26 protein-coding genes and 1 riboswitch are annotated in these 26626 nt (G+C 38.9%); of the genes, 7 read left to right on the forward strand and 19 right to left on the reverse strand.

The features are described from left to right. Positions 1-128: 128 nt before the first annotated feature. A complete protein-coding gene (gene chvE / locus ACH0AK_RS03115; protein ID WP_226075794.1) occupies positions 129-1172 on the reverse strand; it encodes a multiple monosaccharide ABC transporter substrate-binding protein in 1044 nt (347 codons plus the stop codon). Positions 1173-1446: 274 nt separating this feature from the next. Between chvE and ACH0AK_RS03120 the strand changes: the two genes are divergently transcribed. The 4 genes from ACH0AK_RS03120 to ACH0AK_RS03135 all read left to right on the forward strand — a co-directional run bounded on the left by ACH0AK_RS03120 (position 1447) and on the right by ACH0AK_RS03135 (position 6217). Next, positions 1447-2412 (forward strand): ABC transporter substrate-binding protein, encoded by a 966-nt coding sequence (locus tag ACH0AK_RS03120; protein WP_023519957.1) that lies wholly within the window; start codon positions 1447-1449, stop codon positions 2410-2412. An 8-nt stretch (positions 2413-2420) separates the two neighbouring features. Further along, a complete protein-coding gene (locus tag ACH0AK_RS03125) occupies positions 2421-3869 on the forward strand; it encodes a sensor histidine kinase (protein WP_023519958.1) in 1449 nt (482 codons plus the stop codon). Next, the gene (locus tag ACH0AK_RS03130) at positions 3862-5448 is read left to right on the forward strand and encodes a response regulator (RefSeq protein WP_023519959.1); all 1587 of its coding nucleotides are present in this window, start codon (positions 3862-3864) and stop codon (positions 5446-5448) included. The genes ACH0AK_RS03125 and ACH0AK_RS03130 overlap by 8 nt, the downstream gene beginning before the upstream one ends. A 112-nt stretch (positions 5449-5560) precedes the next feature. Further along, positions 5561-6217 (forward strand): YitT family protein, encoded by a 657-nt coding sequence (locus ACH0AK_RS03135; RefSeq protein ID WP_010735027.1) that lies wholly within the window; start codon positions 5561-5563, stop codon positions 6215-6217. Between the two features lie 337 nt (positions 6218-6554). Here the strand turns inward: ACH0AK_RS03135 and ACH0AK_RS03140 are convergent, their stop codons facing one another. The 12 genes from ACH0AK_RS03140 to ACH0AK_RS03195 form a co-directional block, all read right to left on the reverse strand. After that, the gene (locus ACH0AK_RS03140; protein ID WP_499796728.1) at positions 6555-10115 is read right to left on the reverse strand and encodes an LPXTG cell wall anchor domain-containing protein; all 3561 of its coding nucleotides are present in this window, start codon (positions 10113-10115) and stop codon (positions 6555-6557) included. After that, positions 10081-11532 (reverse strand): FAD-dependent oxidoreductase, encoded by a 1452-nt coding sequence (locus ACH0AK_RS03145; protein WP_226075510.1) that lies wholly within the window; start codon positions 11530-11532, stop codon positions 10081-10083. The genes ACH0AK_RS03140 and ACH0AK_RS03145 overlap by 35 nt, the downstream gene beginning before the upstream one ends. A gap of 455 nt (positions 11533-11987) precedes the next feature. Beyond that, positions 11988-12692, reverse strand: coding sequence for a fructose-6-phosphate aldolase (locus ACH0AK_RS03150; protein WP_153830221.1), 705 nt, complete (start codon positions 12690-12692; stop codon positions 11988-11990). 37 nt (positions 12693-12729) lie between these two features. Then, positions 12730-13086 (reverse strand): PTS glucitol/sorbitol transporter subunit IIA, encoded by a 357-nt coding sequence (locus ACH0AK_RS03155; RefSeq protein ID WP_010735021.1) that lies wholly within the window; start codon positions 13084-13086, stop codon positions 12730-12732. Positions 13087-13102: 16 nt separating this feature from the next. Further along, positions 13103-14110, reverse strand: coding sequence for a PTS glucitol/sorbitol transporter subunit IIB (gene srlE / locus ACH0AK_RS03160; RefSeq protein ID WP_010735020.1), 1008 nt, complete (start codon positions 14108-14110; stop codon positions 13103-13105). Positions 14111-14125: 15 nt separating this feature from the next. Continuing rightward, positions 14126-14680 (reverse strand): PTS glucitol/sorbitol transporter subunit IIC, encoded by a 555-nt coding sequence (gene srlA, locus ACH0AK_RS03165; protein WP_499796729.1) that lies wholly within the window; start codon positions 14678-14680, stop codon positions 14126-14128. Then, entirely contained in the window at positions 14680-15162 is a 483-nt protein-coding gene (locus ACH0AK_RS03170; protein WP_226075516.1) for a transcriptional regulator GutM, read from the reverse strand. Before ACH0AK_RS03170 ends, srlA begins: the two co-directional genes overlap by 1 nt. Continuing rightward, positions 15159-17021, reverse strand: coding sequence for a BglG family transcription antiterminator (locus tag ACH0AK_RS03175; protein ID WP_438846599.1), 1863 nt, complete (start codon positions 17019-17021; stop codon positions 15159-15161). Before ACH0AK_RS03175 ends, ACH0AK_RS03170 begins: the two co-directional genes overlap by 4 nt. Before the next feature lie 16 nt (positions 17022-17037). Continuing rightward, positions 17038-17838, reverse strand: a complete 801-nt coding sequence (locus ACH0AK_RS03180) for an SDR family oxidoreductase (protein WP_010735016.1) — start codon at positions 17836-17838, stop codon at positions 17038-17040. Between the two features lie 184 nt (positions 17839-18022). Continuing rightward, entirely contained in the window at positions 18023-18928 is a 906-nt protein-coding gene (locus ACH0AK_RS03185; RefSeq protein ID WP_438846600.1) for an InlB B-repeat-containing protein, read from the reverse strand. 51 nt (positions 18929-18979) lie between these two features. After that, the gene (locus ACH0AK_RS03190) at positions 18980-19492 is read right to left on the reverse strand and encodes a hypothetical protein (RefSeq protein WP_226075536.1); all 513 of its coding nucleotides are present in this window, start codon (positions 19490-19492) and stop codon (positions 18980-18982) included. 699 nt (positions 19493-20191) lie between these two features. Beyond that, complete coding sequence (locus ACH0AK_RS03195; protein WP_062804957.1) at positions 20192-20449, reverse strand: TfoX/Sxy family protein; 258 nt, start codon at positions 20447-20449, stop codon at positions 20192-20194. A 225-nt stretch (positions 20450-20674) separates the two neighbouring features. After that, positions 20675-20772: riboswitch (TPP riboswitch) on the forward strand. Between the two features lie 77 nt (positions 20773-20849). On the opposite strand from ACH0AK_RS03195, the gene thiD reads away from it, so the two are divergent. From thiD to thiE, 3 genes are read left to right on the forward strand one after another with little or no spacing between them, the layout of a single operon-like run. Further along, positions 20850-21662, forward strand: coding sequence for a bifunctional hydroxymethylpyrimidine kinase/phosphomethylpyrimidine kinase (gene thiD, locus ACH0AK_RS03200; protein ID WP_153830225.1), 813 nt, complete (start codon positions 20850-20852; stop codon positions 21660-21662). Next, positions 21659-22471, forward strand: coding sequence for a hydroxyethylthiazole kinase (thiM, locus tag ACH0AK_RS03205; protein WP_438846601.1), 813 nt, complete (start codon positions 21659-21661; stop codon positions 22469-22471). The genes thiD and thiM overlap by 4 nt, the downstream gene beginning before the upstream one ends. Continuing rightward, positions 22461-23102 (forward strand): thiamine phosphate synthase, encoded by a 642-nt coding sequence (thiE, locus tag ACH0AK_RS03210; RefSeq protein ID WP_438846603.1) that lies wholly within the window; start codon positions 22461-22463, stop codon positions 23100-23102. The genes thiM and thiE overlap by 11 nt, the downstream gene beginning before the upstream one ends. Before the next feature lie 149 nt (positions 23103-23251). Here the strand turns inward: thiE and rplS are convergent, their stop codons facing one another. From rplS to rpsP, 6 genes are all read right to left on the reverse strand, one after another. Further along, positions 23252-23599: a 50S ribosomal protein L19 gene (gene rplS, locus ACH0AK_RS03215; RefSeq protein WP_002286913.1), complete on the reverse strand. Its 348-nt coding sequence runs from the start codon at positions 23597-23599 to the stop codon at positions 23252-23254. Positions 23600-23744: 145 nt separating this feature from the next. Then, on the reverse strand, positions 23745-24482 hold the full coding sequence (gene trmD / locus ACH0AK_RS03220; protein ID WP_167347588.1) for a tRNA (guanosine(37)-N1)-methyltransferase TrmD: 738 nt from the start codon (positions 24480-24482) through the stop codon (positions 23745-23747). Next, positions 24472-24996, reverse strand: coding sequence for a ribosome maturation factor RimM (rimM, locus tag ACH0AK_RS03225; protein WP_010735009.1), 525 nt, complete (start codon positions 24994-24996; stop codon positions 24472-24474). The genes trmD and rimM overlap by 11 nt, the downstream gene beginning before the upstream one ends. A 125-nt stretch (positions 24997-25121) precedes the next feature. After that, positions 25122-25937: a hypothetical protein gene (locus ACH0AK_RS03230; RefSeq protein WP_226075553.1), complete on the reverse strand. Its 816-nt coding sequence runs from the start codon at positions 25935-25937 to the stop codon at positions 25122-25124. A 104-nt stretch (positions 25938-26041) separates the two neighbouring features. Continuing rightward, a complete protein-coding gene (locus ACH0AK_RS03235; RefSeq protein ID WP_010735007.1) occupies positions 26042-26290 on the reverse strand; it encodes a KH domain-containing protein in 249 nt (82 codons plus the stop codon). A gap of 11 nt (positions 26291-26301) precedes the next feature. Next, positions 26302-26577: a 30S ribosomal protein S16 gene (gene rpsP / locus ACH0AK_RS03240; protein WP_010735006.1), complete on the reverse strand. Its 276-nt coding sequence runs from the start codon at positions 26575-26577 to the stop codon at positions 26302-26304. Between the last annotated feature and the right edge of the window lie 49 nt (positions 26578-26626).

Raw genomic sequence — 26626 nt, forward strand, 5'->3', positions numbered from 1 at the left:
AATAAGAGAGAAAATTGAAAAATAGTTGGTTATATTTCCCGTTTTTTTGCTTAATATTGAAGGTCAGCTTCTAAACACCGTTTATTCGGTTCTAAGGAGTACAAGAGGACAAATGTTCCAAAGCCCTCTTATTGGCCTAAATCACTTTCGCTGTAATACTCAGTATCGATCAGCTCTTGTTTATAATTTTCTTTATCTACAGAAACTGGGTTAGCTAGATAAGTCGGAATGACTTTCACACCGTTATCGTAGGTTTCCTCATCATTGACCGGCACTTCTTTATCATTGTTGATTGCTTCGATCATCTCTACCGTATTATCAGCTAGCACCCGTGTATCTTTAAAGATCGTTTGTGTTTGCTCTCCTGCAATGATGGATTTCACTCCAGCAATCGTTGCATCCTGTCCTGTGATAACTGGAAGTGGTTTGTCGGCTGAGCCATACCCTACTCCTTTTAAGGAAGAAATGATCCCTAAACTAATTGGATCGTAAGGAGAAAGAACTGCATCTAGTTGATCATCTGTATAGTTAGCACTTAATAAGTTATCCATACGTGCTTGTGCAGTTGAGCCATCCCAACGAAGCGTCGCGATTTGATTGAATTTCGTTTGACCTGATGAGACGTTCAATTGTTTGCTGTCGATATAAGGTTGAAGAATCGACATCACACCATTGTAATTGATCAATGCGTTGTTATCGTCAGGCGAACCGCCAAATAATTCGATCGTAAATGGGCCAGCACCATCTTTTAAGTCTAATTTATCTTCGATATAAGAAGCTTGTAAAACACCTACACCAAAATTATCAAATGTTGCATAATAATCGACATATTCAGAGTTCATCAATAAACGGTCATACGCAATGACTTTGATATCCGCCTGATGTGCTTTTTCTAAGACATCTGTCAATGCTGAACCGTCAATCGAAGCAATGACCAACGTATCCACTCCCTTTGTGATCATATTTTCGATTTGCGCCACTTGGTTTTCTACTTTGTCTTCTCCATATTGCAAATCCGTTTTGTAGCCTTTTTCTTCTAGTTGCTTGACCATATTGTCGCCATCTGCGATCCAACGCTCTGCAGATTTTGTTGGCATCGAAATACCTACGAACCCTTTTTCATCTCCGGCTGCACTGCCATTGCTACAACCAGCAAATACTGTCACTGACATTAATAAAAAAACAATTGCTACCAACCAATTTTTCCCAACTCGTTTCATGTGTGTCCCTCCAAATACTTATTTGATGAATTTATCATAGTTGAAATATAAAACGCTTTCATTGATTATTTTTCTGTGTTTCTATAAATTCCCTCGCAAATTTATGTAAACTTTTGATTTTTCTTCATTTTCTTTTGACGATTCTTGATTTTCTTACGAAATTGACAAACATGCTAATATGAAATTTGAAAACGCTATATGATATAGATAAAAGGGGAGATTCATTATGAAGAACAAAAGTTTTTTTATCCTGGCAGCTTTTTGCCTGTTGTTGACTGGGTGTGCTTTCAACTCTACTGAGCCTACAAAAAATGAGTTGACTATTGGTTTTTCTCAAGCTGGCACTGAAAGTAATTGGCGCAAAGTTCAAAATCAGTCCATCAAAGAAGCACTGGAAAAACAAAATTTCCAAGTCCTTCACCGAAATAGTTACTCTGATCCAAAACAACAGATACAAGATGTGATGACATTTATTGCCTATCAAGTCGATATGATCGTGTTATCTCCTATCGAAGAAACTGGCTGGGATTCTGTTTTGGAAGAAGCCAAAGAAGCGAATATCCCAGTCATCATCGTTGATCGTAACATCACAACGGAAAAACAAGATCTCTATTTGACCCATATTGGTTCAAGTTTCAAAGCACAAGGTAGTCGAGCTGGCCTCTACGTCACCAATCATTACCAGCAAAAAACACAAGAATCGATCCAAGTATTTGAGATACGTGGTTCAGAAAACACATCTCCCACTCGCTTACGATCAGACGGCTTTTTAGAAACTATCGGTCGCGACCCAAGAATCCATGTCAGGCAAGTGATCACCGGAGACTATATTCGCTTAAAAGCCAAAGAACAATTTTCAAAAGCCATTGATGAGGGAAAACTTCAGGGAATCGATGTCATTTATTCTCACAATGATGAAATGACACTAGGTGCCTTAGATGCGATCAAGGAAAAAAAGCTCGAAAAGAATTTTGTGATTGTCAGCATTGATGCACAAAAAGAGATGATTGATCAATTAAAAAAAGGAAAGGTCAACTGTGTGGTAGAATGCAATCCTTTTATGGGTGAACTAGTAGCCAATACAGTCAAACGCTACTTCGAAAAGAAAGCGATTCCACAAGACATCTACGTTTCTGATACGGTGTTCTCAGATCAAAATGATTTTTCAACGATCCCACCGCGGGGATATTAGGAGGAAAAATGAAAAAGAACGAAAGCATTAAAGTACTACTTCGACATACAAGTTGGCTCATGTTATCTTTAGCAATCACGCCTTTGATCATTAGCATTGCACTTTATACACATTATCTTTTTTCCTATGAAAAAAGTATCCATAATATCTCGATTGCTAATCAAATCGCCAGTAATGTAGAAGAAACGATCATCGAAGAAGCTCTTGGATTAACTTATGGACAGATCACACCTGAAGAATTCCAAAAGAGCAACCAGATCAATCGCATCAAAGAAGAAATCAGTGCAATCAAGGTCAGCACTCAAAACTCACAAGAATTAGCAACACTCAATATCGTTTTGCGCTCCCTTGATAATGTTTCTGACTATTTAGACAAAATCATTGCAAATATCCATCAAAAAGAAACATTCGCAGAGAATCAAGCATTGATGTTACATGTTGAATCTGCGGTCAAACTTGCCCATGACATCTTACAAGATTTTGTCAAAATCGAAATCGATACAGCTTCCGTAAAAAGTGAAGAAGTTCGCAGTTCCTTGGTGATTCTCTCCACCATCGAGGCTGTTATCATCGCGCTGATTTTCCTAATGACAAGAAAGTTCAACACGAAAATGATGTACCAAATTCAACAGCCTATGGATGAAATGATCAAAATGGCTGATGCTTTAGCAGAAGGACATTTAAATCATCGGATCAAAACTCCACAAAATAATGAGTTAAAAAAATTAAGTAATAGCATGAATGATATGGCTGATAACTTAGTGATTTTGTTAGAGGAAAATGCGTTGAAACAATATAATCTTGCGCAAAGTGAAGTCAGGACACTACAAGCTCAGATCATTCCCCATTTTATTTATAATAGTTTAGATGCCATTTTGGTCTTGGCAGAAATGGGTCAAATTGAAAAAGTCAAAGAAATGACATATTCCTTATCTGACTTTTTCCGCATTTCATTAAGCCAAGGAAAAGACTGGATACCAGTCGAACAGGAAATTCGACATTGCGACAATTACCTGAAGATTTTGCAAATCCGCTATGGAGACCAATTATCTTATCAATTAACCATTGATCCAAAAGTCAATAATCATCCAATATTGAAAATGATTCTTCAACCATTGATTGAAAATGCGGTCTATCATGGAACCAAATTGGTACGTCGGCCAGGAAAAATCATCGTAAAAGCGTATATAGACCAAGAAGAATTTATCCATTTTTGGATCATTGATAACGGAAAAGGGATTACTGAAACCAAGTTAGAGGAGATCAACCAAGAACTCGCAGATGGTCTAGATACTAATTTCCATAAAGGATATGGACTCTTTAATGTCAACAAACGCTTGCTTTTATACTATGGAACCGATGCAAGTATCAAGATTACTAGTCGGATCGATCATGGAACGGTCATCCATGTCGTTGTCCCTACAAAAAATATAGATAGGAATGAAGCAAATGTATAAAATTTTTATTGCAGAAGATGAACATTTGATTCGCGAATCATTGAAGAGGATGATCACTGAATTTTCAACCTTTTTACCTTTGGGCTCTATTGAAGATGCCAGCGATGGCGAACTTGCTTTATCAATGATTGCCGAGCAGAAACCAGATATCTTATTGACAGATATTCGTATGCCTTTTATGAATGGGATTGAATTAGCCAATGAAGTAAAAAAACTTTTGCCTGATATCCAAATCATTTTTATTAGTGGATATGATGAATTTACGTATGCAAAAGCTGCGATTCAACTTCAAGTAGCCGAGTATCTGTTAAAACCGATCAAACCTAATGAACTACAAAAAAGCCTAGAACAAATCATTCAAAAACTAGAAGCTGACTCCTTATTGAAACAGTCTAAAGAAACAAATGGCTATTCCTTAGAAGTACAAAAAAACTTCTACTTGAATGCCCTGTTCAATAATCAGTTACTACTTTCAGAAGCAATTGAAGAAGGTCGAAAACTTGAACGTGAAATCGCCGGAAATAAATATATGGTTCTTTTGATCGCAAATCATACAAATAAATTTTTTTCAGATTATGATATTTTTCATGAAAAGATGGCTGAGCTATTCGATCACGATAAACAAATACTTTTTTCTTCCCTTTCTTCACGATTTATCAAACTATTGATTTTTGATCCAAATGAAGATCTATTACAAAAAAAAGCAAATCAGGTTGCATTGCTTTCTCACAAAACATTAGGGCATACAACAGATGATTTAGTTATTGCAATCGGATATCCTGTGAAACGAATCAGCGAAATTCCACATAGTTATCAGACTGCTGTTCATTTGCTCAGTTACTTGAAGATCGATCCTAAAATAAAAATTCTTTCTTATTTAGATTATGAAAAAAAGCTTGGCAATTACGGACAATCTTTTGATCTAAAAGAATCCATTCGTTTACTAAGAAAAAGCGAAATTTCTTCGTTTGTTGAGAAGTTGGTCAAACAGACCAATCAACATGCCGATCCACTTCTCGTTAGGCATCTGATCATCAATGAGTTGAATGAATTAGTAACGATACGTCAAAACCAAACCAATCAAGTCGTTTCTTTTACCACTACAGAGGAAATTCCGAACATTCTGTCAGAGAGGCCTCTCTTCATCCAATACCTTGAACAAATGATTTACTTTTTAAAAGAAATGGTACTTGAGAATCACATGAATCAATATAAAGAAGTACTCGAACAATCCATCACGTATATTGAAAACCACTATTTTGAACCAGAGCTTTCTCTTAAAGAAGTGGCTAATCATGTCCATTTGAGCAGCTCACATTTCAGTACGATTTTTTCTCAAGGAATAGGACAAACATTTATTGACTATCTTACTGAACAACGATTGAGCATGGCTAGGCGACTTTTGCGGGAAACCAATTCAAAACTATCTGTCATAGCCTCAGAAGTGGGATACAATGATCCAAATTATTTTAGTTCTATTTTTAAGCGAAAAGAAAAAATCTCACCAAAAGAGTATCGAAAAATGAAAAAAAATCGTACACATTCTTTACAAGAAAATAATTATCTAGTCAACAAATAAGCAACAAAGTCGCGGAGTATTTTTTTCAGTTTAGTCTGAAAAAGTTGTTACTTTCTTAACTGGACTACTTGCTATAATTATAGAAATAGTGAAAAAAGAAAGGAATACGCGTGTGAAAGCAGAAATAAAGAAATTACCTGTGATTATTGTTGGAATCATTAGTATTACTGTGGGACTAAATATGTTTTTGCTTCCACATCAAATTGCTTCAGCAGGCGTAGGATCAATTGGTTTTCTTCTAGAAATGGTCTTGCTGATCGACCGGACATTGATTGTTTGGGCAATCAATCTAGCGATGCTGTGTTTAGCTTTTATCTTTCTGGAAAGAGCAGTTTTTTTTAAAACTCTGATAGGTAGTTTGATATTTCCGATTATTTTAGCATACACACCGGCTTTGGTAATCACCCAACATTTCCCAATCGCCTTAGTCGCTGGCAGTTTTCTATTTAGTCTTGGAATATTCATTCTTTATCAAATCGGCGCGTCAAACGGCGGGGTTACGGTTCCCCCATTGATTTTCAAAAAATATTTTGGGATCGAACATGCTCTAGGCGTTTTACTGACAAATACCGTGATCATCGCTCTAAACCTTGTGATTCTTGGGATAAGACAAGCGGTTATCTCTGCCATCTCTATTTATCTCATTTCATTTTTCATGAAAAAACTATTACAATTTCAAACTCAATTTTTAGCTATTAAGCCGATTGATTTAGTGAATGAGAGTTCGCCTATTCTAGATGAACAACCTAATAAAAATCTAGCAGAATAAGCATTGTAACTAATAGCTATTAGAAAACAACCCATGAAATCCAAAAATAGGAAACTATTTTCGGGGTTTCATGGATTGTTTTCTATCGTTTTATTTTATCCATTCTTTAGTTGGAATGAGTTGAATCAAAATGACCACTTCCAAATAAAGTGTCTGGACATTAGTCCTATCACACACCTAAAACCGAATAAACAGCAGAAACAAAAGTAACATCATTGGAAATAAGGCACCATCCACTAAAACAAATTTCGTGGATGGTGCCTTTTTTTCGAGGCTAAGCACTTATGCTTCGATTTCTTGCTTATCGAGGTAAAAGTACTCTATTGTATCTTATCTTCTACTTTTTATCCTTATTTTCCTCTTTATTTTCTTGTTCTTCATCTTCCTCTTTGATCACACGTTCGACACGATCTTCATCCTTTTGTAATTCACGACGTTTACGTTTGAATAGTCCAAAGAATCCCGCAAAAGCAACAAGTATTCCACCAACAAATTTTCCAAAAATCCCTGAAGTTGAACCAGTCTTAGGTAATTGCTTACCTGAAACATCTTCAGAGTCACTTGTTCCTTGTGTGTTAGTCGTTTGGTTATTACTAGATAATCCATCGTTAGAGCTGTTATCACTTAGTACTTGGGTTCTTACAATTTGATTATCTGTATTGGTAGTCTCAGTTGTTGTGGTACTACTTAAATCAGTTCCTCCACCACCGGTTCTTGGATTTACCTCTGGTGTTGTCGTGCCTAGGTCGGTTTCGCCGTCTCCTGTACCTGGATCGACTTCTGGTGTGCCTGTTCCTGGGTCAGTTTCTCCGCCTGTGCTTGGGTCTACCTCTGGCGTGCCTATTCCTGGATCGGTTTCCCCGCCTGTTCCTGGGTCAACTTCTGGCGTTGTTGTCCCTGGGTCAGTTTCGCCGCCTGTACCTGGATCTACCCCTGGTGTACCGGTTTCGGGATCAGTTTCCCCGCCTGTGCTTGGTTCTACCTCTGGCGTAGTTGTTCCTGGATCAGTCTCGCCTCCACCTGTTCCGGGATCGACTTCCGGCGTTCCGGTGCCTGGATCAGTTTCGCCGCCTGTTCCGGGGTCTACCTCTGGCGTAGTTGTTCCTGGATCAGTCTCGCCTCCGCCCGTTCCTGGATCTATTTCCGGCGTTCCAGTGTCTGGATCAGTTTCGCCACCTGTGCCTGGGTCTACTTCTGGTGTGACTGTTCCTGGATCAGTTTCGCCGCCTGTGCCTGGGTCTACTTCCGGTGTTGTCGTTCCGGGATCAGTGTCACCACCTGTGCCTGGATCGACTTCTGGTGTGACTGGGTCCGGGTCAGTCTCGCCTCCACCTGTTCCTGGAACGACTTCCGGTGTGCCTGTTCCTGGTTCGGTCTCGCCTCCGGCACCTGGATCGACTTCTGGTGTGACCGTGCCGGGGTTAATAGGTATTAACGGATCAATTTCTGGCGTGACCGTGTTTAGACTTTTATCTGGTATTACGATATCTACACCTGGAATACTTGCTCCTGGTTGACTTGGTAAAACTGGATTGACACTTGGAATACCTGCATCTGGCTTATCTGGAATCGTTGGGTCTACCTCTGGCGTGCCTGTCTCAGGATCAGTTTCATCACCTGTGCCTGGATCGACTTCCGGCGTTGTTGTACCTGGGTCAGTTTCTCCACCTGTGCCGGGGTCTACTTCCGGGGTTGTTGTCCCTGGGTCAGTTTCGCCGCCCGTTCCGGGATCGACTTCCGGTGTTGTCGTTCCGGGATCGGTTTCTCCACCTGTGCCTGGATCGACTTCTGGTGTAGTTGTTCCTGGATCAGTCTCGCCTCCACCTGTTCCGGGATCGACTTCCGGCGTTGTTGTACCTGGGTCAGTTTCGCCGCCCGTTCCGGGATTGACTTCCGGTGTTGTCGTTCCGGGATCGGTTTCGTCGCCTGTGCCTGGGTCTACTTCCGGTGTTGTCGTTCCGGGATCGGTTTCTCCACCTGTGCCTGGATCGACTTCTGGCGTGCCTGTGCCTGGATCAGTAGTTTCTCCGCCACCTGTGCCTGGATCGACTTCTGGCGTGCCTGTGCCTGGATCAGTAGTTTCTCCGCCACCGGCGCCGGGATCTACCTCTGGCGTAGTTGTTCCTGGATCAGTAGTTTCTCCGCCACCTGTGCCTGGATCGACTTCTGGTGTAGTTGTTCCTGGGGTCACTTGTGGGTTGGTTGCATCCGGTGTTGTTGCATCTGGTGAAGCCATATCCGTCATTGAGGAAGAAATATAAGCAAATTCTCCCCCGATTTGGTAGATATTAAAGTTCGTATCTTTCACAACGATCGTAAAATCACTGCCGCTTCCGTTTGCACCAGTTAAATAACCAGCATACTGAACCCCATTGACCATGATTGGTTGAGCAACAAACTGATTATAAGACACACCGTCTACTGTTATATTGACCGTACTTATAACTGAAGAAAAGTTTGTCTGAGAAACCTGTCCTGTTTTCACAGTTACTGCCGAATTCGCTGTAATCGTGTGTCCGCCATATCCACCACCAGAAAACGTCGCTGTCTGATTCCATCCTGCTAATCCAGCTGCGTCTTCTGCGAGATTACCATCAACTGCTCCCCCAGGACTAATACCTGATTGAGAACCACTATACGTTGGCATCGACATCTCATCTGCGTATGCTGTAGTTGAATCAGTGGCTTTTTGCTCGTCTAAACTAACGGTCACATATTCATATTTCAATGACTCGATCACTTGATCTTTTGCTTGGATTTCATAGTAAGTTGTATTTTCATCCGCTAATTGATCAACGAAATTTACTTTTACATTGATATTGGATTCATCTGTATTTAACCAAGAATCTGTGTTCTCAAAACTCCGTACACCGTGCAAGGATAAAGACGTTTTCAAGCTGTCGACTGTACTACCGAACTGAACAGGTGAGACCAAGTAATGACCATTGATCTCTAAAGGCAATCCATGTGTCGACGAAGAAAATGTGAAATAACCATCTGCTTGATTTTTACCATGGTCGGTAGAAATAAACTCATCATGATAAACTGCATAATAGGTACTACCTTCATAAGTGATGGAAAAATTCTTCTCCATTGCATCTTCAAAATCGCTTTTGATTTCATCTGTTAATTTTGCTTGACCATTTTCTGCTTTCACGTTCAGAGAAAAGCCTGTATCGATTTTCATATTTCCTAATACTGCACCATCATCCGCGGTAAAGTTGGTGCTTTCAGGTTTCGTTTTAGATGAGAAACTTAAGGATTTTTCTCTCGTACTTGCAACTACTTTTGAATCTTTCCAGTTTGCAGAATCTTCATAAGCCTTTTCTTTGGATTCATATAAATGAGGAGAGACCGTTTTATAATTATCTTGTGAAGTTACCTTCACATTCGGATTTGCTTGGATCAATTGCCGATAGCTTGACATTTTCATTACTTGCGCATCACTTGTAGATAAAGTGGAAGTTTGGTAATAAACGTCCGCATCTTTGATTCCTAGAATTTGTTGGATATCATATGCCGTATGACTATCACTGACTTTGATCCCTTCTCCTTCATACATAGAAGAAAGTTTTTCTTTACTTGGTAGTTGATCCATTAACTTAGCTACAAAGCCAGTATTTGTCTTCACACTGCTACTTTGACCTTTTTGTAAGGATTGATTCAATTCATCCACAGAAGTATGTTCAATATCTTGGATGGTCTCATCTTCAACAAGTCGCTTTTCGGACAAAGAGGAACTGTCTGCAGAGGCAGAAAGATTTGGAATCGTGACGCCACCGATAAATGCACCAGCACCTACTGTCAACAGTGCGCCAGCTTCAATCATTCGCTTTTGTTTTTTTGATATCTCTTTATCTGGTTTATTTAATTTCATTTGATCTTTCTTCTTTGCCATCACGACCACTCTCTCTTTCTTTTTCCCTAACTAAAGAGGCTAATATTTTTGTAAAACCTAGAGGATTCTTGTAGCCATGTTCATAAAAGAAATCCGTAAATTCAATTTCTGGCACGGTCACATTTTTTTGGATTGCTAAACTGATGATATTGACATATTGAGAAATATCAACTGTTCCTAGAACCTGCAATCCTAAGATTTTTTTTGTTTTCTTCTCATAAACTAGATAAATACTTGAATAATGATTCTTTCTGCCTTTTTCAATTGGTGAGTATTTGACAATCGATTCATGCACAAGCTGTCCGCCACGCTCTAGATAACGATTCTGGTAGTGTACTTCTTCTGCATCATATCCGAATTTTCTTGCTTGATTCAATGTAATCCCAGTATTCGCAATGGTAAATCCATCCATATTGAATTTATAAGTCCCTGTGGTCATTGCTACTTCTTGCTTTTTCTCGTGGATATTGACAGCAGCGATCAGTCCTTGACGAAAAGCATCGGAAGCATGAGGATTATAAATATTTTCTTTGGTCAAGTCCATATAAGTCGTAGAACAATCCCCTATCGCTAAAATCGAATCATCTGTTGTATACATGTACTTATCAACGACGATTGCTCCACGGTCACCGGTTACGACTTGTCCAGCTAATAAGAACGAATTTGGTCGGAAGCCAACAGAAACAAAGACGCCATCTGCACGGATAGTCAAATCAGAAGAAGTTTCAACTTCGATTTTAGGTCGACTCCAGATTTTTTTATCAATTGTATGGTAGCTTGTCACTCTAGTACCTAGTAATAGTTGGATACCTTCTTCTTCTAGTTGCTTCTCTACTTCGATTGCGGCATTCTCATCCAAATATTTGTCAAGGATTCTTGCATTTGATTGGATCAAAGTGACTTTCATTTTTCGTTGAGCTAAGATACGAGCAATCTCTACACCGACCAGTCCAGCGCCAATCACTACCGCATGATGGGCTTCTGATATAAATTTTTCAATTGCTTCAGCATCCTTACGCTCTTTCAAAAGAAAAAGTGTCTCATTCAGTTTTCCGCCAGTTGGAGGAAGGTTGGGATACGAGCCCGCAGCCATGATCAATCGGTCATAAGTTATTTCGTGCTCATGTTGACTTAACACATTTCTAAAATTCAACGTCTTCTTTTTCGCATCGATGTTGGTTACTTCTTTTTGAATGCGTAAATCCACTCCTTGAGCAATAATTTCATGCGGTGTTGCATAATTTGCTTGGGAGTGGATATCTTGATGTCCCATCAAAAATAATGGGATTGTTTGGGAGACAAATGTTATTTCATCTTTTTTTTCAAATACGATTACTTCATCGTCTGGATATTCCTCACGAATACGAAGTGCTGCGGCAATCCCCGCGTGGTTTCCTCCAACAATTATGATCCTCATCAACTGCCTCCTTCATTAATAAAAGCATGCTATAAAATATACATACGGTTATTTTTAATCTACTATTTATATAAATTATATCACTTAGAAAGACTAGTTGTCAGTTATAAAGGTCTAACCACTGAGACGCAATGAAGCAACTATTTCCTCTTCCATTTATTCAAATCGGTATATTAAAGAATATAATCTTTCTTGCTTCAACGGATGAAATATACCGTTCATTTTTTTAGTAAACATCCAGTCATAAAGTAGATATGCTTATTTGTTGAATATCATAAAAAAATAATTTTTTACGATATCAACTATATGTAGACGGACATATGAAGTTCCCATTCCATTGTTGGTTTAACTACACGGTGACTATTTGATTATGGATGAATATAATAAATATAACGTTATTTAAAAAAGAGCCATAGAACGGATCGATCAACCATTCCATGACTCTTTATTCTTTTTTATTTAGTAGGACTTATCGCCCCTGTTGCTGCTAATGCTTTCACATCTTTGACACCGAATGTCTCTTCCCAATCTTTCCTAAAATCTGTCACTGCCTTATGAATGGAAGGCATACCGAATACTTGTGCAAAAATATCTGGTGACGCAGTAATACTGTGCGCCCCTTGGCGACAAGCATGATTGACTTGTGCAACATTTTTAAAACTAGCAGCTAAGATCTTGCTCTGAGATTGCGTTCGTTCGATTTCCATTGCTAATGCTTTGATAATAGCAACAGCATCGATATTCAGATTTTCCATACGGTTATAATAAGGTGCCACATAATCGGCACCTGCGGCAATTGCTAAGTATCCTTGCATTTCAGAGTAGATAGCGGTTGCAGTGACATATGCTCCTTTGGCTTTCAGTTGTTTGATGGCAGCCAGTCCTGGTTCGTTTACTGGTACTTTAATGAAGATATCCTTACCAAGGTGATCCATGATTACTTGGGCATCAGTTAAGATTTCCTCCGTTGTTTCTCCAACTACTTGTACATGTAAACTTGCTTTTCCAATGAGCTTCTTGATTTCTTTCAAGTGAGCAAACAAATCAATCTTTCCTTCTTTTTTGATGATTGAAGCATTCGACGTTACTCCAGATAGCGGAAGGATCGATTGGTAATAACTAATTTTCTCAATATTGATCGTATCTAACATAAATTCCATTTTATTCATCCTTTCAACAGATATGTTGCTCTGTATTTTACTTAATACTGATTTTAGTCTTGATACCAATCTCAACGATTTCTTTTCCTTCGACGTATAAAGTACCTGGAAGTTCAGGTGTTACCGCTCCATCAAATTTAATTGTGATATGTCCAAGCTCTTTTAGATTATCATTGACCAAACTTCCGACAGACGTGATGCGATAGCTTGTCTCATCGACGAAGAGCTGTTGTCCTACTTTGATCTCTCCGTGGATTGGCTGAAGTTCAATATGGTAACAATAGGCTGATAGCATATCGGGTGCATCTTTTCCAAATAGTATCACGAGCTTCTCTTCTTTAAAGAGCGTAGCTTCTGCGCCAATCGAAGTGACTTTTGTTGAATAAACTGACATTTTTTTCCTCCTAGATTCAACTATACATTCCAAAGCTTGCTATCCATGCGACTAACACCCTAGGTACACCGTTTAAAAAGCGTGAATATAAAACGGAAGGTACGCCAACCTCTACTGTTTCAGCCTCTGCTTCTTCTAAGCCTAATCCGACAGGGATGAAATCACAAGCATTTTGAGTATTGATGGCAAATAACGCAGGTAAAGCAAGCTGTGGTGGAATATTGCCTTTTCCGATCTCCACCCCGATCAGTGTCCCGATGACTTGGCTGATTACTGCCCCAGGTCCTAATAATGGAGAAAGAAACGGTAAGGAACAGATAAAACCGATGATCATCAACCCCCAAATATTCCCTGCTAAAGGTGCCATAATATTGGCAAAGAAATTACCGATACCAGATCCTTGTATGATCCCGATCAACAAAGAAACAAATGCCATGAATGGAATGACCGTATTGATCATCGTCTGTACACCTTCGCGCGCGGACTGATTAAAAGTTGCCACTACTTTTCCTGCACCCATGCCGATTTTTGCAATAAAATTCTGCTGTTCAGCTTTTTGTTCAGTAATTTTTTTGCTTGTATCGTATTTATATTCACGTGCTGCTACACGCTTATTTTCTATGTTATCAGATTGACCGACTGTGCCTTCTTCAGTAGTCAGTGTGATTTGATTGATCCCTACTGCCGAGACGTAAATGTCTTCTGTAATGTATTGTGCTAATGGTCCGCTTTTTCCTGTTGGTACGACATTGATCGTAGGTATTCCTTTTTTTGGATAGATCCCACAACGCAACGTTCCTCCGCAATCAACGATTGCTAAAGCGATTTCATTATCTGGGATAGAAGTTTTAAAGCCATTGACTGCTTCCATGCCTGTCAATTCAGCAATTTTATCGACGATTGCTGGCTTTTCTCCCCCACCAGTAATATAAATGAATTTGTGTTTTTCTTCTGTTGGTGTGATCACTAATGGCCCTCCGAACCCACCAGTTCCTCTTACAATTCGAATACTATGATAGCTCATTTTCTCACTTCCTCCTTATTCTGTCGCTGTTTCTACTGTTTTACTCAGGGTAACCCCTTGTTGTTTACAAACATATGCGGTGGTAAAATCTGTCACCCAACCACCAATAAAATTCATAAGAATTCCGACAAACATATAACGTACAGCTAATTCCATTGAATTTAATCCTAAGGTTGTGATTCCTTGGGCGATTCCTAACCAAACAAATAATTCACCCAGATTGATGTGGGGAAAGACGCCATTGCTCGTATGACAAAATTGTGCTTGAGAAACATAATAGCTTGGCTTGTAATATTCAGGCAAAAAGCGAGCCAATGTAAAAGACATCGGATTCCCCAACATAAAGGCAGATAAAAAAGGTAAGATCAAATATCTTGTGACGGGATTCTTCGTTGATAGTTTGGCAACTTTAGTTACTCGTTCTTCACCTAAGAAAGCAATCAGTGTATTCATTGCGACCATTAGGATCAACACTACAGGGACGATACCAGTCATCCAAGATATAAAAGTTTCCGCACCCGTTTCAAATAAACCGATGAAGCCTTCCGCAAATTTTGTGATATATTCCATTATTCAACACTCCTTTTTTTTGATAGGTATTTTTTTTTCCATAAACTGAATTGAATGCCAAGCATCGTAAGTGGGGAAGGTAGCGATTCTTCTTGATAATTGCCTAGTTCTACCCGCAAATAGATTTCTCTGGCATTTGCCATTGCTTGTTGCACCAATTTATTTTCTGTTCGTACCAAAGGATGATAGTTGTCGATGTAGTGGATATCTGTTCCGATATATTGTGGCAATAGACGAAATTTTGCTAGAACAGTCACGCCCTGCATCTTTCGCGCATCAATAATGATCCCTTTTTGATCGACAGCAAACATGACGATCGTTCCTGCTTTGATTTTTCCAGATCGACGACCGAAAGCCACCTTCCCTTTTCTGCGCATTTCTAGATAGATTTGATTAAAGTGCTTGATTTGTTTCATTCCAAATATTACTTGCAGTCCGTAAGCAACAAGTGCAAATGCGCCGAATATATATATGAAATTCATGTTATGACCCCCTTTCGTATCATCCAATTTTGTAACCCAACTAAATCATCCAAACGACATAGTTCACTTCTAAATTCAGGATCGCCAATAACAGCAAAAAGCTGATCATACAGTTTTAGCAATTCTTTTTCTTTTTCCATCGTTAGATCTTGTGGAATGGCTAACAACAAGACGACTTGTACTTGTCCGTTGATCGTGGAGATTCCTTTCCTAAAGATACCCACTGATAAAATAATTTCAGCCGATTTTTTATTGATGGCATGAGGAAAAGCAATGCCATATTCAAAAATCGTACTCCTTAACTTTTCTCTAATAAACAGTTGCTCCTTAAATTCTTGATCGACTAAGCCTTTGCTCTCAAGAGATTCAAGCATATGATCAAGATTTTGTTTGTAGGGTTTCTTTTCATTTAAAATCTCAAAATCTAATTTTAAGTGATGAACGTTTGCGGCTCTCAACTTTTCTGCTTTACGCCACTCTTCTTGCAACCAAGTTTCGTTGAATAGATTGATCAATCGAATGATTGGGGTATGTTTCTTTACATTTTTCAGCGGAATGGTTGTAAAAACAGCAAAATATTGGTCTAAGTCTTCCTGCTGATACTCCTCCTCAGAAAAATGGACCATGCTGATTTGCGGACCCAAAACCCGTTCCAATTGACGGCGAATAATCAAGGCTGTTCCTTTTCCGGTATTACAGACGATTGCAATTTCTTTGTGTTCGTTGTTACTGGTTTGTTTCCTCAATGCAAGTTCAAAATAAAAGGCAATATAGCTGATTTCAACAGTCGGAACCACTCGTTGTAACTGCTCCCCGATCTGCTGTAGACCAATTTTTGCCAGTTCATAGGCTAGAGGATATTGGGATTCGATTTCACCATAGAACAGATCTTGAAGCTCTATTCGAAAAATCAAACGATTGAGCATGTAAATGAAGTGCTCTTTTATTTCATGGACTAAGAAGGTTTCATCAAATTCTACTAGTAAATTTTGATGAATTGTCTCTATCATTTGTTGAAATAACTGTTCGATTTTTTGCTCATCAATAGTAGACTTATCCATGCCAGCAGTAGCACTTATATTAAGAGGAAAACTGAGAAAAGCTTGTTCTGTTTGGCTTAATGTGATGCTATATTCATATTCCAAATGATGGATCAATTCGACAAAAGCAGGATGACTCGTCATAAGGTCCATATATTCATTTGGCAAATCTACCAGTATATTTTCTTTAAGGAGTCGTTTCATTGTAATAGAAATCGTTTTTTTCAAAAGAAGGCCCTGATTTTTAGGTAAATTAAATTTTTGAACTAAGTGTTCTACGAAATCTTGTGTGCGTTCTGATAATGGACGTTCGGCAAAATATTCTTGTACATAATGAAGGTGTAACAGTCGTAGATCCAGTTCTTCTCCACGCATACGTAGTCCACGATTCGGCGTTCCAATCACTTCGACATTAAAAGAGGAAATCAGTTTTTTCATCACTCGTAGATCTTTAACGACAGTACTTCGGCTGACCCCTAATGCTTCTGACAGATCATCGATCAGCAAAAAATCTTTTTGCTCGATCAGCTTCTTGACGATAAAGAAAACTCTTTTACTGCAAGAATTAAAATCGCTCTTCCGCCTCAAACTGCCGTTCATTATCAAATCAAATTTTTCAAAATTTTCAATTTCGATATGAAAATCATTCTTATGTTGAACGATTTCTGCAATTCCAATCAATTCTTCGTTTAAAGATTCAATGCTGGTTTTTACCGTTTGCGTACTTGTATTCAGCTGTTGTTTCAAACTGCCGATCCTCATTTCTTTGTGGGTAACCAGTAATTGTAGAATTTGATACCATCTGTTCACCACCGTCATTTACTTCCCCCACTTTTTATCCTCTAGTTTTTCCTCCTGCCACATTTGTGGTTACTCCAGTGATATAACTCGAACGATCAGATAGATAGTAACTAACTAAGTCAGCGACTTCTTTTAATTTCCCGCTTCGACCTAATGGAATCGTGCTCGTTTTGGCATAACCTGCTCTAAGCTCTTCAATCGTGATGCCACGAGTATAGGCCAAGGCTTCTTCATAAGAAAGTGTGCGTAGTCCGGTTTCCTCCATGATTCCTGGGGCGATCCCTATTACCCGAACATTTGATTTTCCTAACTCTTTTGCCCAAGATCGAGTAAAGCTGTTGACAGCGGCTTTCGTTGCCGCATACGCACTTTGCCCCTCTGAACCTTCAAGTCCTGATTCAGAAGACATATTGATGATTACTCCTTCTCCTTTAGCAACTAAGATTCTACTTACTGCTTGAGTCATCAAATATAATCCTTTTTGATTGATTGCGATGATTTTGTCAAATACTTCCTCGGATAATTCATATCTCCCATGCGCTTGCTTTTTATCCACTAATAAGCGTGGAATATTGATGCCTGCATTGTTGACCAAACCATCTATCGTACCAAAGTGGTCCTTTACTTTTGCAACTCCAGCTTCTACTTCTTGTCGTAATGTTATATTGGTTTTTACAAATAATAATCGTTGATGTTTAAGTGTCGAATCTTTAATATCAAAATTTGCTACATTGACATGTTGTTCCAATAGACTTTCTACGATACTTTTCCCGATACCAGAAGATCCTCCGGTTACAATAATCGTTTTCCCCTCAATGTTCAGCCAATTTGTCATAAGCTATCCCCCCTTTTTTTTGTTTACGCTTTCAGTATAGCTACGTAGAAGAAAATAATTAAGTCAGACTTTTTTTGAATTTCCAAAAAAAATCTGACTTAATGTCTTTTTATGAGTGATGTTTTTTTTATTTACTAGTTCTTTCCTTTATAATATTTTTTTACGTGAGGATTATCTTTCAGTTTTATCGGCTACCTTCTGATTTCGAACGTTTTAACCAGCATATTCCTATTACGAAGACTATAAACATACCCAAGCCAACCATACTAGTCGAATACATCGATTGTTCCGCCGTTTTTGGAAGATGACTCACTTTTCTAGGTTGTTTTATGGGTGTACTATACGTAACTTTATCTTTTTTCATTACTTTAGTTATTGCTTTAGTTGTTTCAGTTGTTTTTACTGTTTCATACACTTTGTTTCCTTCTGGTTGTTGGATCGATGGTATCACCGGTTCAATGATTTGCGGTAATTTTTCCCATTGTGCGGTATAAGTCATATTACCTTCCACAAACTCGCTGACAGTTGGCGTCCAACCGATGAATTTATAGCCTTCTCTTGATGGTGTTCCACTAAACACAGGGGTTGCTATGCCTTTAATCAATTTTGAAAATACTTGGTTTTCAAAAATGGGTTGATTTGCAACACCGTCTGTATAGATCACTTGATAAGTGACAGTTTGTGGAATCACAGGTTCCCAAATGGCCGTATAAGTGCCATCACCAGTCACTGTATTAGTTATTGCTTTATCCCATCCTTTAAATATATACCCAGCTCTTGTAGGTTGCCCACTAAATATGGGTGTCGCAGAACCGGCGACTAAATTGTTAAAGACTTGATCTGCAAAAATCTCTTCATCTGGTACACCGTCTGTATAGTTGACCTGATACGTTGGAATTGGTTCCCATGTTGCTGTATAAAGCGCATCGGTTGTAACTGTCTCGCTGACAGTCGGACTCCAACCAGCAAATGTATAACCTTTTCTTGTTGGTTCTGCACCAAAACCTGGTGTAGCAGTTCCAGATTCAATACGTTTGAAAGTTTTATCCTCAAATACAACGTCATTCTCTACACCATCTGCATAACTCACTGTAAACGATTCAATTGATGTGAATGAAGCATTTACAGTAATTGATGCTAGTCAAGAAGCATTTGACGCATCTACTGGTAGCGAGACATGAATTTCAAGTGTATTTATATCACCGACTTCACCTTCGATGGTAAATGGGACGCCGATCATACGAACACTTGGATCTAGGTACGGGCTAGTATTACTGAATAGGTCGCCGACCTGATATTTTCCTAAGGAGGTCCCATTTAGAAAAACTTCCAGCTCCATCTCACTAGGATTTCTTCTTTCCGCATCAGTATTATCTAGCGTGCTTAGATCAACCATGACCATTGCTCTGCCACTTTGTTGGTTTTGAGATAACAATTTCACTTGTGTTGAAAATATCCCTGGAGAACTTCCAGGATTGATTTGTGCACCATTAAAACGCCATGGGATCATTGCATCTTCCCCGACATCATAATAATCAATGCCATTTGCAGAATACGACACTTCTGAATTGATTCCTAGAGTTGCCGCAGAAATAGTTGGATTGAAACCTAAAAATACCAGTAAAACAATAAAACAAGCGACTATCTTTTTCATAATGATCCTCCATTCTGACATGAAGTCAAAATCACATTCCCTTTGCATATTAAATTGCTCAATAATGATCAATAAAAAAATGAATGTTTTCCGTTTTGTAAACCCTCTTTTTTTGAAAAAAGTAATGATAGTAAATTCGATCACAAATTTAATCTCCTACCTTTCTATTTAGTTATAATGTTTCATTCACTTTTAATTTATTATTAAAATTATAAAAATATAAAAGCCTGCGATCATACACCAAAATTGTTATATTTTTTTGTTTATTAGCTATTTTTTAGTGGTTTACAAAAATGAAAGTTCACTTAATCTCAAGTAAATCATAACAAATTTTAAATTAAAATTGCATGGATTTTAGCATACCAAATCCTCATAATGCTAGTAAACCAGTAATTAAATATATTCTATTTTTTGTTCAAGTTCTCTTTTTTTCAAATCCAATCAACTTCATCGCTTCTTCCTAGCAATATATATTTCTGTTAAAAAGTTATAAAAAAACTAAATATTGTTATTAAATTCACACAAAAATATTCTTTAATAATTTCGTATTTTCTATCTTCATCGCTTATTTTGATCAGAAAAGTAAAACAAAGATTGCTTATCCATCGATAGCAATGAACTTTTTTTAAAAAAATTATACAAAAATAAGCAACGAAATACGGAACAAGCCACAATTTCCGGATTTCATTGCTTATTATTTTAGCTTAGGCTTCGATAGAATTGCTTTAACTTTTCTTTTTCCTCTTTTGTCAAAGCTTGCATAGGCTTGCCTTTTCTCGCTCCTTCGATTCCATATAGCATATGCAGACAGGCGCCACTGTCCACCTTTTGACGAATTTCAAAAAATATCTGTTCCGTTCCCTTTTCTTTAAATTTTTCTTCCGTTGTCACACCAATCTTTCGCAAATTTTCTTCTAATACTTTCCCTATATTCGGTAGATTACTTAACTCTGTCATAAGATTCCCTCCAAAAGTTTGGCTTTGATATATTGCATCGTACACTTAGAATATTCTATCGTTTTTCTTTAGTATACCATCTTGAGAAACGCACTAGCAATTCCTATAAGAACGCTACTTCGAAAGAAAGTAAACTGTTGCTTTTAGCTACTCAGTGTAGGCTTGCTCCTGTAAACTTGAATCTTCTGCTTTTTTCAGATATCATTGGTTCGTAACTAAATATGATTTTGTTTGCAGGGGGACGTTATCGCGTTGAGAAGGTAAAACCTGACCCTTTGAACCTGTTGGTTGATACCAGCGTAGGGAGCAAATGTCCTTTTTGTTGATGCGAAATCGAAACAATCAAGGCATTCTTCTATACTGGAAGAATGTCTTTTTTTCTAATTTAAGGAGGAATTTGATGAAAAAAGTACTAAGTATTGCTGGCTCAGACTGTAGCGGTGGCGCCGGTATCCAAGCCGATTTAAAAACATTTGCCGCTCATGGTGTTTATGGAATGTCTGTGATCACCTCAGTAGTCGCTGAAAATACCGCTCGTGTGATCTCATACCAAGACATCGCACCAACAATTATCAATGAACAAATGACAGCTGTTTTCGAGGACATCTATCCTGATGCAGTTAAAATCGGTATGTTGTCGTGTGCAGATACGATGTTAGCTGTCGCAAGCAGTCTACAAGAATGGCAACCTAAAAATATTGTACTAGATCCTGTGATGTATGCGAAAAATGGCGATGCCTTGATGGAGCCAGAAGCAATCGACACATTGATCAAAAACGTCTTACCATTAGCTACTTTGATCACCCCAAATATTCCAGAAGCAGAAAAAATCGCAGATCGCTCGATTACTTCCCTGGAAGAAATGGAACGAGCAGCAAAAGCTATTTATGAAACATGTCACGCTGCAGTTTTGATCAAAGGAGGCCATCGCACAGGTGAAGCCACTGATATATTGTATGATGGGAAAAATATTTACTCCTATACATCTGGACGAATCGTCACAAAAAACACCCATGGCACTGGTTGTACCTTCTCTTCAGCGATTGCCTCACAACTCGCTTTGGGCGTACCATTAGACCAAGCAATTTCCAAGGCTAAAAAATATATCACTACTGCAATCGCACATTCACTAGAATTGGGCGAAGGTCATGGCCCAACCAATCATTTCTATTCACTCTATCGCAATGGTCTTAAGGAGGAACAAAGTCAATGAATACATTTTTAAAAACAGCTGTAGAAACGGTCCGTATGAAAAATCCTTTGGTCCACCATATCACGAACTATGTAACGGTCAATGATTGTGCGAATGTCACACTTGCGATCGGTGGTTCACCGATCATGGCTGATGATGCGTTAGAGGTAGCGGAAATCACAGCAATGTCACAGGCATTGGTACTAAACATGGGTACTTTGAATGAACGTACCGTAGCTTCGATGCTTTCAGCTGGGCAAACAGCCAACGAAAAAGGTATCCCGATCATTTTTGATCCAGTCGGTGCAGGGGCTTCACAGTTTCGTAATCAAACAGCGAAAACGATCATAGAAAACTTGAAATGTGCAGTGATTCGTGGCAATATTTCAGAAATCCGCTTTTTAGCGGGAATCGCAAGCAAGACGAAAGGTGTCGATGCCTCGGCAGATGATGCAAGCTCCATTGAAGAAGCCCAACGGATTGCTGATCAATTAGCAACCGCTCACAAATGTATCGTAGTGATCACTGGTGCGACAGATGTGATTTCTGATGGGCGGCGTAAAATCTTAGTGCACAATGGTTGTCCAGAAATGAGTCGGATCACTGGCACTGGCTGTATGCTCACTTCATTGATTGCTAGCTTTTGTGGAGGTTCTCCTGAACATCTTTTTCACGCCACAACCACAGCCGTTCTTACCATGGGAATTGCTGGTGAGCTTGCGTTGGAACAAACAGCTGGTACGGGAAGTTTTCGGATCGCATTGATTGATGAAATCAGCCGCATTAATAGGGAAACATTACTACTGCGAGGAAACTATCTTGAAAAATAACATCGACTATTCCTTATACCTAGTGACCGATCAGTCACTGCTGAAAAAAAAGTCCCTCCAAGAAGCAGTGCAACAAGCCCTTGAAGGAGGTATTACCATCTTACAGTTGAGAGAAAAAAAAGCCAATTCACGAGATTTCTATGAGGAAGCGATCGCATTAAAACGATTAGCTAAACCATATAATGTTCCATTGATCATCAACGATCGAGTAGACATTGCGTTAGCTTGTGATGCAGACGGTGTTCATATCGGCCAAACAGATCTTCCTGTGGCTGAGGTGAGAAAAATGATTGGACCTGAAAAAATCATCGGTGCTTCCGTTCAAACACTCGAACAAGCAATTTCTGCTGAACAATTGGGGGCAGATTATTTAGGTGTAGGGACGATGTTGCCAACCTCTACTAAAACAGATGCCATCATCGTATCAAAAAAAGAACTCAAGAAGATCCTTCAACACGTTTCGATTCCTGTTGTTTTGATCGGTGGGCTCAATGAACAAACGATTGCAGAATTCAAAACCTTCCCTGTCCAAGGTTTTGCTGTGGTTTCAGCAATCCTAGCAAAAGAAGAAATCAAAAAAGCAACTAAAGAACTTGCTGTACAAATCAATACGTTTATCAAAAAACAGTAAAATCACAACCACCATTAAAAAAGGTGATTTACATTTCGATTGATCCTCGATGATATTCATTCAATTTAAATTCACGAACCCTACTTGTCGTAAAGAAAAAAAGAACCCTTGAAAATTCAAGGGTTCTTCCTCTGTCTGATAATAAGAAATTAACGACGGATTTCTTTGATACGAGCTGCTTTTCCGTGTAATGCACGTAGGTAGTACAATTTCGCACGACGTACTTTACCGTAACGGACAACTTCGATTTTTGCAACACGTGGTGTGTGCAATGGGAATGTACGCTCAACGCCTACACCGTTAGAAACTTTACGTACTGTATAAGTTTCGCTGATTCCAGCACCACGGCGTTTGATTACAACACCTTCAAATAACTGGATACGTTCACGAGTACCTTCGACAACTTTCGCATGAACACGTACAGTGTCACCAGGGCGGAAAGCTGGAATGTCAGAACGTAGTTGTTCTTTTGTTAATTCTTCGATTAATGGATTCATTGTTTTCTTCTCCTTATTCCAAACATTCTTATGAGTAATTTCTCACAGCGGAACATCGTAATAGTTAAGTGTTTTTACACTCACCATAGAATACTATCATATTCTATGGTGAGTGTAAAGAAAATTTTCATTTATTTGTTGCAACTCAAGCTTCTTCTTTTTTGATCTCCGCTAGCATTTTTTCCATTTGCGGTGTCATGTCTAATTTTGCTAACATGTCTGGACGTCGAAGATATGTTCGGCGTAAGGATTCTTTTAGTTGCCATTCTTCAATCAATTTATGATTACCATTGGTCAATACTTCTGGTACCTTCATGTCTTTGAATTCTGCTGGTCTTGTATATTGAGGATGTTCCAACAAGCCAGTAGAATGCGAGTCTGTTTGGGCAGATGTTTGATTACCTAAAACATCTGGCAATAGCCGAACGGTCGCATCGATCATCACCATGGCGCCTAGCTCACCACCGGTCAATACATAATCTCCCAATGAGACTTCATCTGTTACGAGTGAACGGATGCGCTCATCATAGCCTTCATAGTGGCCACAAATAAAGATCAGATGCTCTTCTTCCGAAAATTCTTCTGCCATTTTTTGATTAAATGGTTTACCAGCTGGATCAAGCAAGATCACACGTTTTTTTGTTTCTGGATGTTTTTCTTCGATGGCTTTGATATTGTCATAGATGGGTTGGACTTTCAATAACATCCCTGCCCCACCACCATATGGATAATCATCGACTGTTTGGTGTTTGTTGTCCGAATACTCACGAAAATTAGAAACATTGATTTCTAACAATTCTTTTGCTACTGCTTTACCAATGATCGATTCCCCCATCGGACCTTCAAACATTCGTGGAAACAGAGTCAACACGTCAATCTTCATCATCGATCAATCCTTCTAATAATGTCACACGAACCAAGCCATTTTCAAGATCGACTTCTTGAACGACGGAATCGATATACGGGATCAGTGCATCTTTTTTCTTTGGTCGTTGGATGACCCAAACGTCATTTGCGCCTGGAGATAAAATCTCTTTGATCTTTCCTAGTTCTTTTTCGTTTTCATCAATGACCTTCAAGCCAATGATTTCATGGTAGTAATATTCATTTTCTGTCAATTCAACTAAGTTTTCTTTTGATACACGTAAGATACCATCACGGTATTTTTCAACGTCATTGATGGAAGGATGATTCTCAAAGCTGAGTAAATCAAAGTTTTTGTGTTTACGGTGACTCTTTACAGTCAATTCTACAGGAGCTTTTCCTTCTTGGAAGAGTGTCAAAACTTCACCTTTTTTGTAACGTTCTTCAGGGAAATCTGTGGTTGAGATGACACGGACTTCACCTTTGATTCCTTGTGTATTGACAATCTTGCCAACGTTTAGATATTCAGTCAACTTTTGTCCTCATTTCTTTCATGATTCTTGTCACTCTGCTTGGTCCCGATTTGCTTTTGGACTCAGAGTGTTCTATCGTTTCCTGTCTATTTTAGCATGTGGTTCTTGGCAATTCTAGTCTTCTTTTATTGTTGTTCCATGGAAACAGCCATTTTTAATGCATTCATCGAATCTTGATTCGTGATGGTATAGACAGTGGTTGGTTTTTGCCAAATGATTCGAGTATTTTGATTCGTGCCATCGGTCATATTGATTTCGATCGTTCCGACTTTTTCCGGTGCAGGTAAGCGGGCAGACTCCAAGTAAGTCACGATCTGTTTCGCCAAAGGTACAGGATCTTGTCCGTCAATATTGCTGGCACGTATTCGTAACCGCCAATTTCCTTCTTGCCATTCAAGAATCGAAGAACCAGCAGCACCTTGTTGATAACCGACAATGTTATAACCGAGATCGACTTGTCTTCCTCCAGTATCGACCGTAAATGGCTGAATCGTGTTCAGTGTTTCTTGGGAAGATGCAAAGTCATCTTGATAAAGGTAAGAAGCGATTGGTTCTGCTTGGTTCAATGAGGCGTCGTTTAGTGGTAGCGCTTGTTCTGATTGATAGTATAAGACAGAAAAGCCTTGTTTTGTCATCGTTGCTGCGATGTTCAAGTTAGATGACCCAACTGGGATCTCTTTGGGTATCGGTGTGTCTGGATACTCTTTTTGCAATTGCTCAAAGGCAGTTTGCGTCGAATTTTCTTGCGTACTCGTACTTGTTTCAGCTGATGAGGCTGTCTCATTGCTACTCACGGAAGATGACCCTATCTCTTCTTTTGAAGTACTTGTTTCTGTCGTACGAACTGTTTCATTTGTCGTTTCTTGACTCGTTTCACTTGGTGATTGACAGGCACCGAGTAAAGCGACTGCGAATAAGCTGATCAAACCTATTTTTTTCATTCGAAACACTCCTCTCTTACTATTAAGGATACGCTTTGTACCTGTTTTTGCCAAATATGATCTCTAAAGAACACAAAAAAACTGTTTCGCGAAAACGAAACAGTTTATTCTTTATTGTCGATGATATTCAAACGCACTTTTTTCGGTGCATTGATTCGTACTCCGTAAACGATTGTGCGGATTGCTTTCGCAACGCGTCCTTGTTTACCGATGATACGACCGATATCTTCGGGAGCCACAGTTAGATTGTATTCGTAAAAATCTTCCGACTCAACGACTTCTAGCTGGACTTGATCAGGATAAGTAACTAACGGACGAACGATTGTTAAGACTAAGTCGCTTAAATCTTTCATATCCGGTCACCTTATTTCTTTGAGAATTTAGCTTCATGATGTTTTTTCATAACGCCTTCTTTTGAAAGGATGTTACGTACTGTATCTGAAGGTTGTGCACCTTTTGATAACCAGTCAAGTACTAAATCTTCTTTTAAAACTACTTCTGCAGGGTCTTTCAAAGGGTTGTAAGTACCTACAGTTTCGATGAAACGTCCATCACGAGGAGAACGTGAATCAGCTACGACGATACGGTAAAAAGGACTCTTTTTAGAACCCATACGTTTTAAACGGATTTTAACTGCCATTATATATTTCCACCTCCATTATTTTATTCACAAGATGTAGTGTACCAGT

The organism is Enterococcus pernyi (assembly GCF_045371165.1).
Taxonomy (GTDB): Bacteria; Bacillota; Bacilli; order Lactobacillales; family Enterococcaceae; genus Enterococcus_B; species Enterococcus_B pernyi.

What these genes read in the sequence shown, in the direction of transcription:
- ACH0AK_RS03150 (WP_153830221.1), bottom strand. Translation starts at nt 12,692, where the DNA reads ATGGAATTTATGTTAGATACGATCAATATTGAGAAAATTAGTTATTAC.
- ACH0AK_RS03195 (WP_062804957.1), bottom strand. Translation starts at nt 20,449, where the DNA reads ATGACAGAGTTAAGTAATCTACCGAATATAGGGAAAGTATTAGAAGAA.
- ACH0AK_RS03235 (WP_010735007.1), bottom strand. Translation starts at nt 26,290, where the DNA reads ATGAAAGATTTAAGCGACTTAGTCTTAACAATCGTTCGTCCGTTAGTT.
- ACH0AK_RS03155 (WP_010735021.1), bottom strand. Translation starts at nt 13,086, where the DNA reads ATGTCAGTTTATTCAACAAAAGTCACTTCGATTGGCGCAGAAGCTACG.
- rplS (WP_002286913.1), bottom strand. Translation starts at nt 23,599, where the DNA reads ATGAATCCATTAATCGAAGAATTAACAAAAGAACAACTACGTTCTGAC.
- ACH0AK_RS03175 (WP_438846599.1), bottom strand. Translation starts at nt 17,021, where the DNA reads ATGACGGTGGTGAACAGATGGTATCAAATTCTACAATTACTGGTTACC.
- rpsP (WP_010735006.1), bottom strand. Translation starts at nt 26,577, where the DNA reads ATGGCAGTTAAAATCCGTTTAAAACGTATGGGTTCTAAAAAGAGTCCT.
- srlE (WP_010735020.1), bottom strand. Translation starts at nt 14,110, where the DNA reads ATGAGCTATCATAGTATTCGAATTGTAAGAGGAACTGGTGGGTTCGGA.
- ACH0AK_RS03120 (WP_023519957.1), top strand. Translation starts at nt 1,447, where the DNA reads ATGAAGAACAAAAGTTTTTTTATCCTGGCAGCTTTTTGCCTGTTGTTG.
- chvE (WP_226075794.1), bottom strand. Translation starts at nt 1,172, where the DNA reads ATGTCAGTGACAGTATTTGCTGGTTGTAGCAATGGCAGTGCAGCCGGA.
- ACH0AK_RS03170 (WP_226075516.1), bottom strand. Translation starts at nt 15,162, where the DNA reads ATGAATTTCATATATATATTCGGCGCATTTGCACTTGTTGCTTACGGA.
- thiD (WP_153830225.1), top strand. Translation starts at nt 20,850, where the DNA reads ATGAAAAAAGTACTAAGTATTGCTGGCTCAGACTGTAGCGGTGGCGCC.
- ACH0AK_RS03130 (WP_023519959.1), top strand. Translation starts at nt 3,862, where the DNA reads ATGTATAAAATTTTTATTGCAGAAGATGAACATTTGATTCGCGAATCA.
- ACH0AK_RS03230 (WP_226075553.1), bottom strand. Translation starts at nt 25,937, where the DNA reads ATGAAAAAAATAGGTTTGATCAGCTTATTCGCAGTCGCTTTACTCGGT.
- thiM (WP_438846601.1), top strand. Translation starts at nt 21,659, where the DNA reads ATGAATACATTTTTAAAAACAGCTGTAGAAACGGTCCGTATGAAAAAT.
- ACH0AK_RS03140 (WP_499796728.1), bottom strand. Translation starts at nt 10,115, where the DNA reads ATGGCAAAGAAGAAAGATCAAATGAAATTAAATAAACCAGATAAAGAG.
- srlA (WP_499796729.1), bottom strand. Translation starts at nt 14,680, where the DNA reads ATGGAATATATCACAAAATTTGCGGAAGGCTTCATCGGTTTATTTGAA.
- trmD (WP_167347588.1), bottom strand. Translation starts at nt 24,482, where the DNA reads ATGAAGATTGACGTGTTGACTCTGTTTCCACGAATGTTTGAAGGTCCG.
- ACH0AK_RS03180 (WP_010735016.1), bottom strand. Translation starts at nt 17,838, where the DNA reads ATGACAAATTGGCTGAACATTGAGGGGAAAACGATTATTGTAACCGGA.
- ACH0AK_RS03125 (WP_023519958.1), top strand. Translation starts at nt 2,421, where the DNA reads ATGAAAAAGAACGAAAGCATTAAAGTACTACTTCGACATACAAGTTGG.
- ACH0AK_RS03145 (WP_226075510.1), bottom strand. Translation starts at nt 11,532, where the DNA reads ATGAGGATCATAATTGTTGGAGGAAACCACGCGGGGATTGCCGCAGCA.
- ACH0AK_RS03190 (WP_226075536.1), bottom strand. Translation starts at nt 19,492, where the DNA reads ATGAAAAAGATAGTCGCTTGTTTTATTGTTTTACTGGTATTTTTAGGT.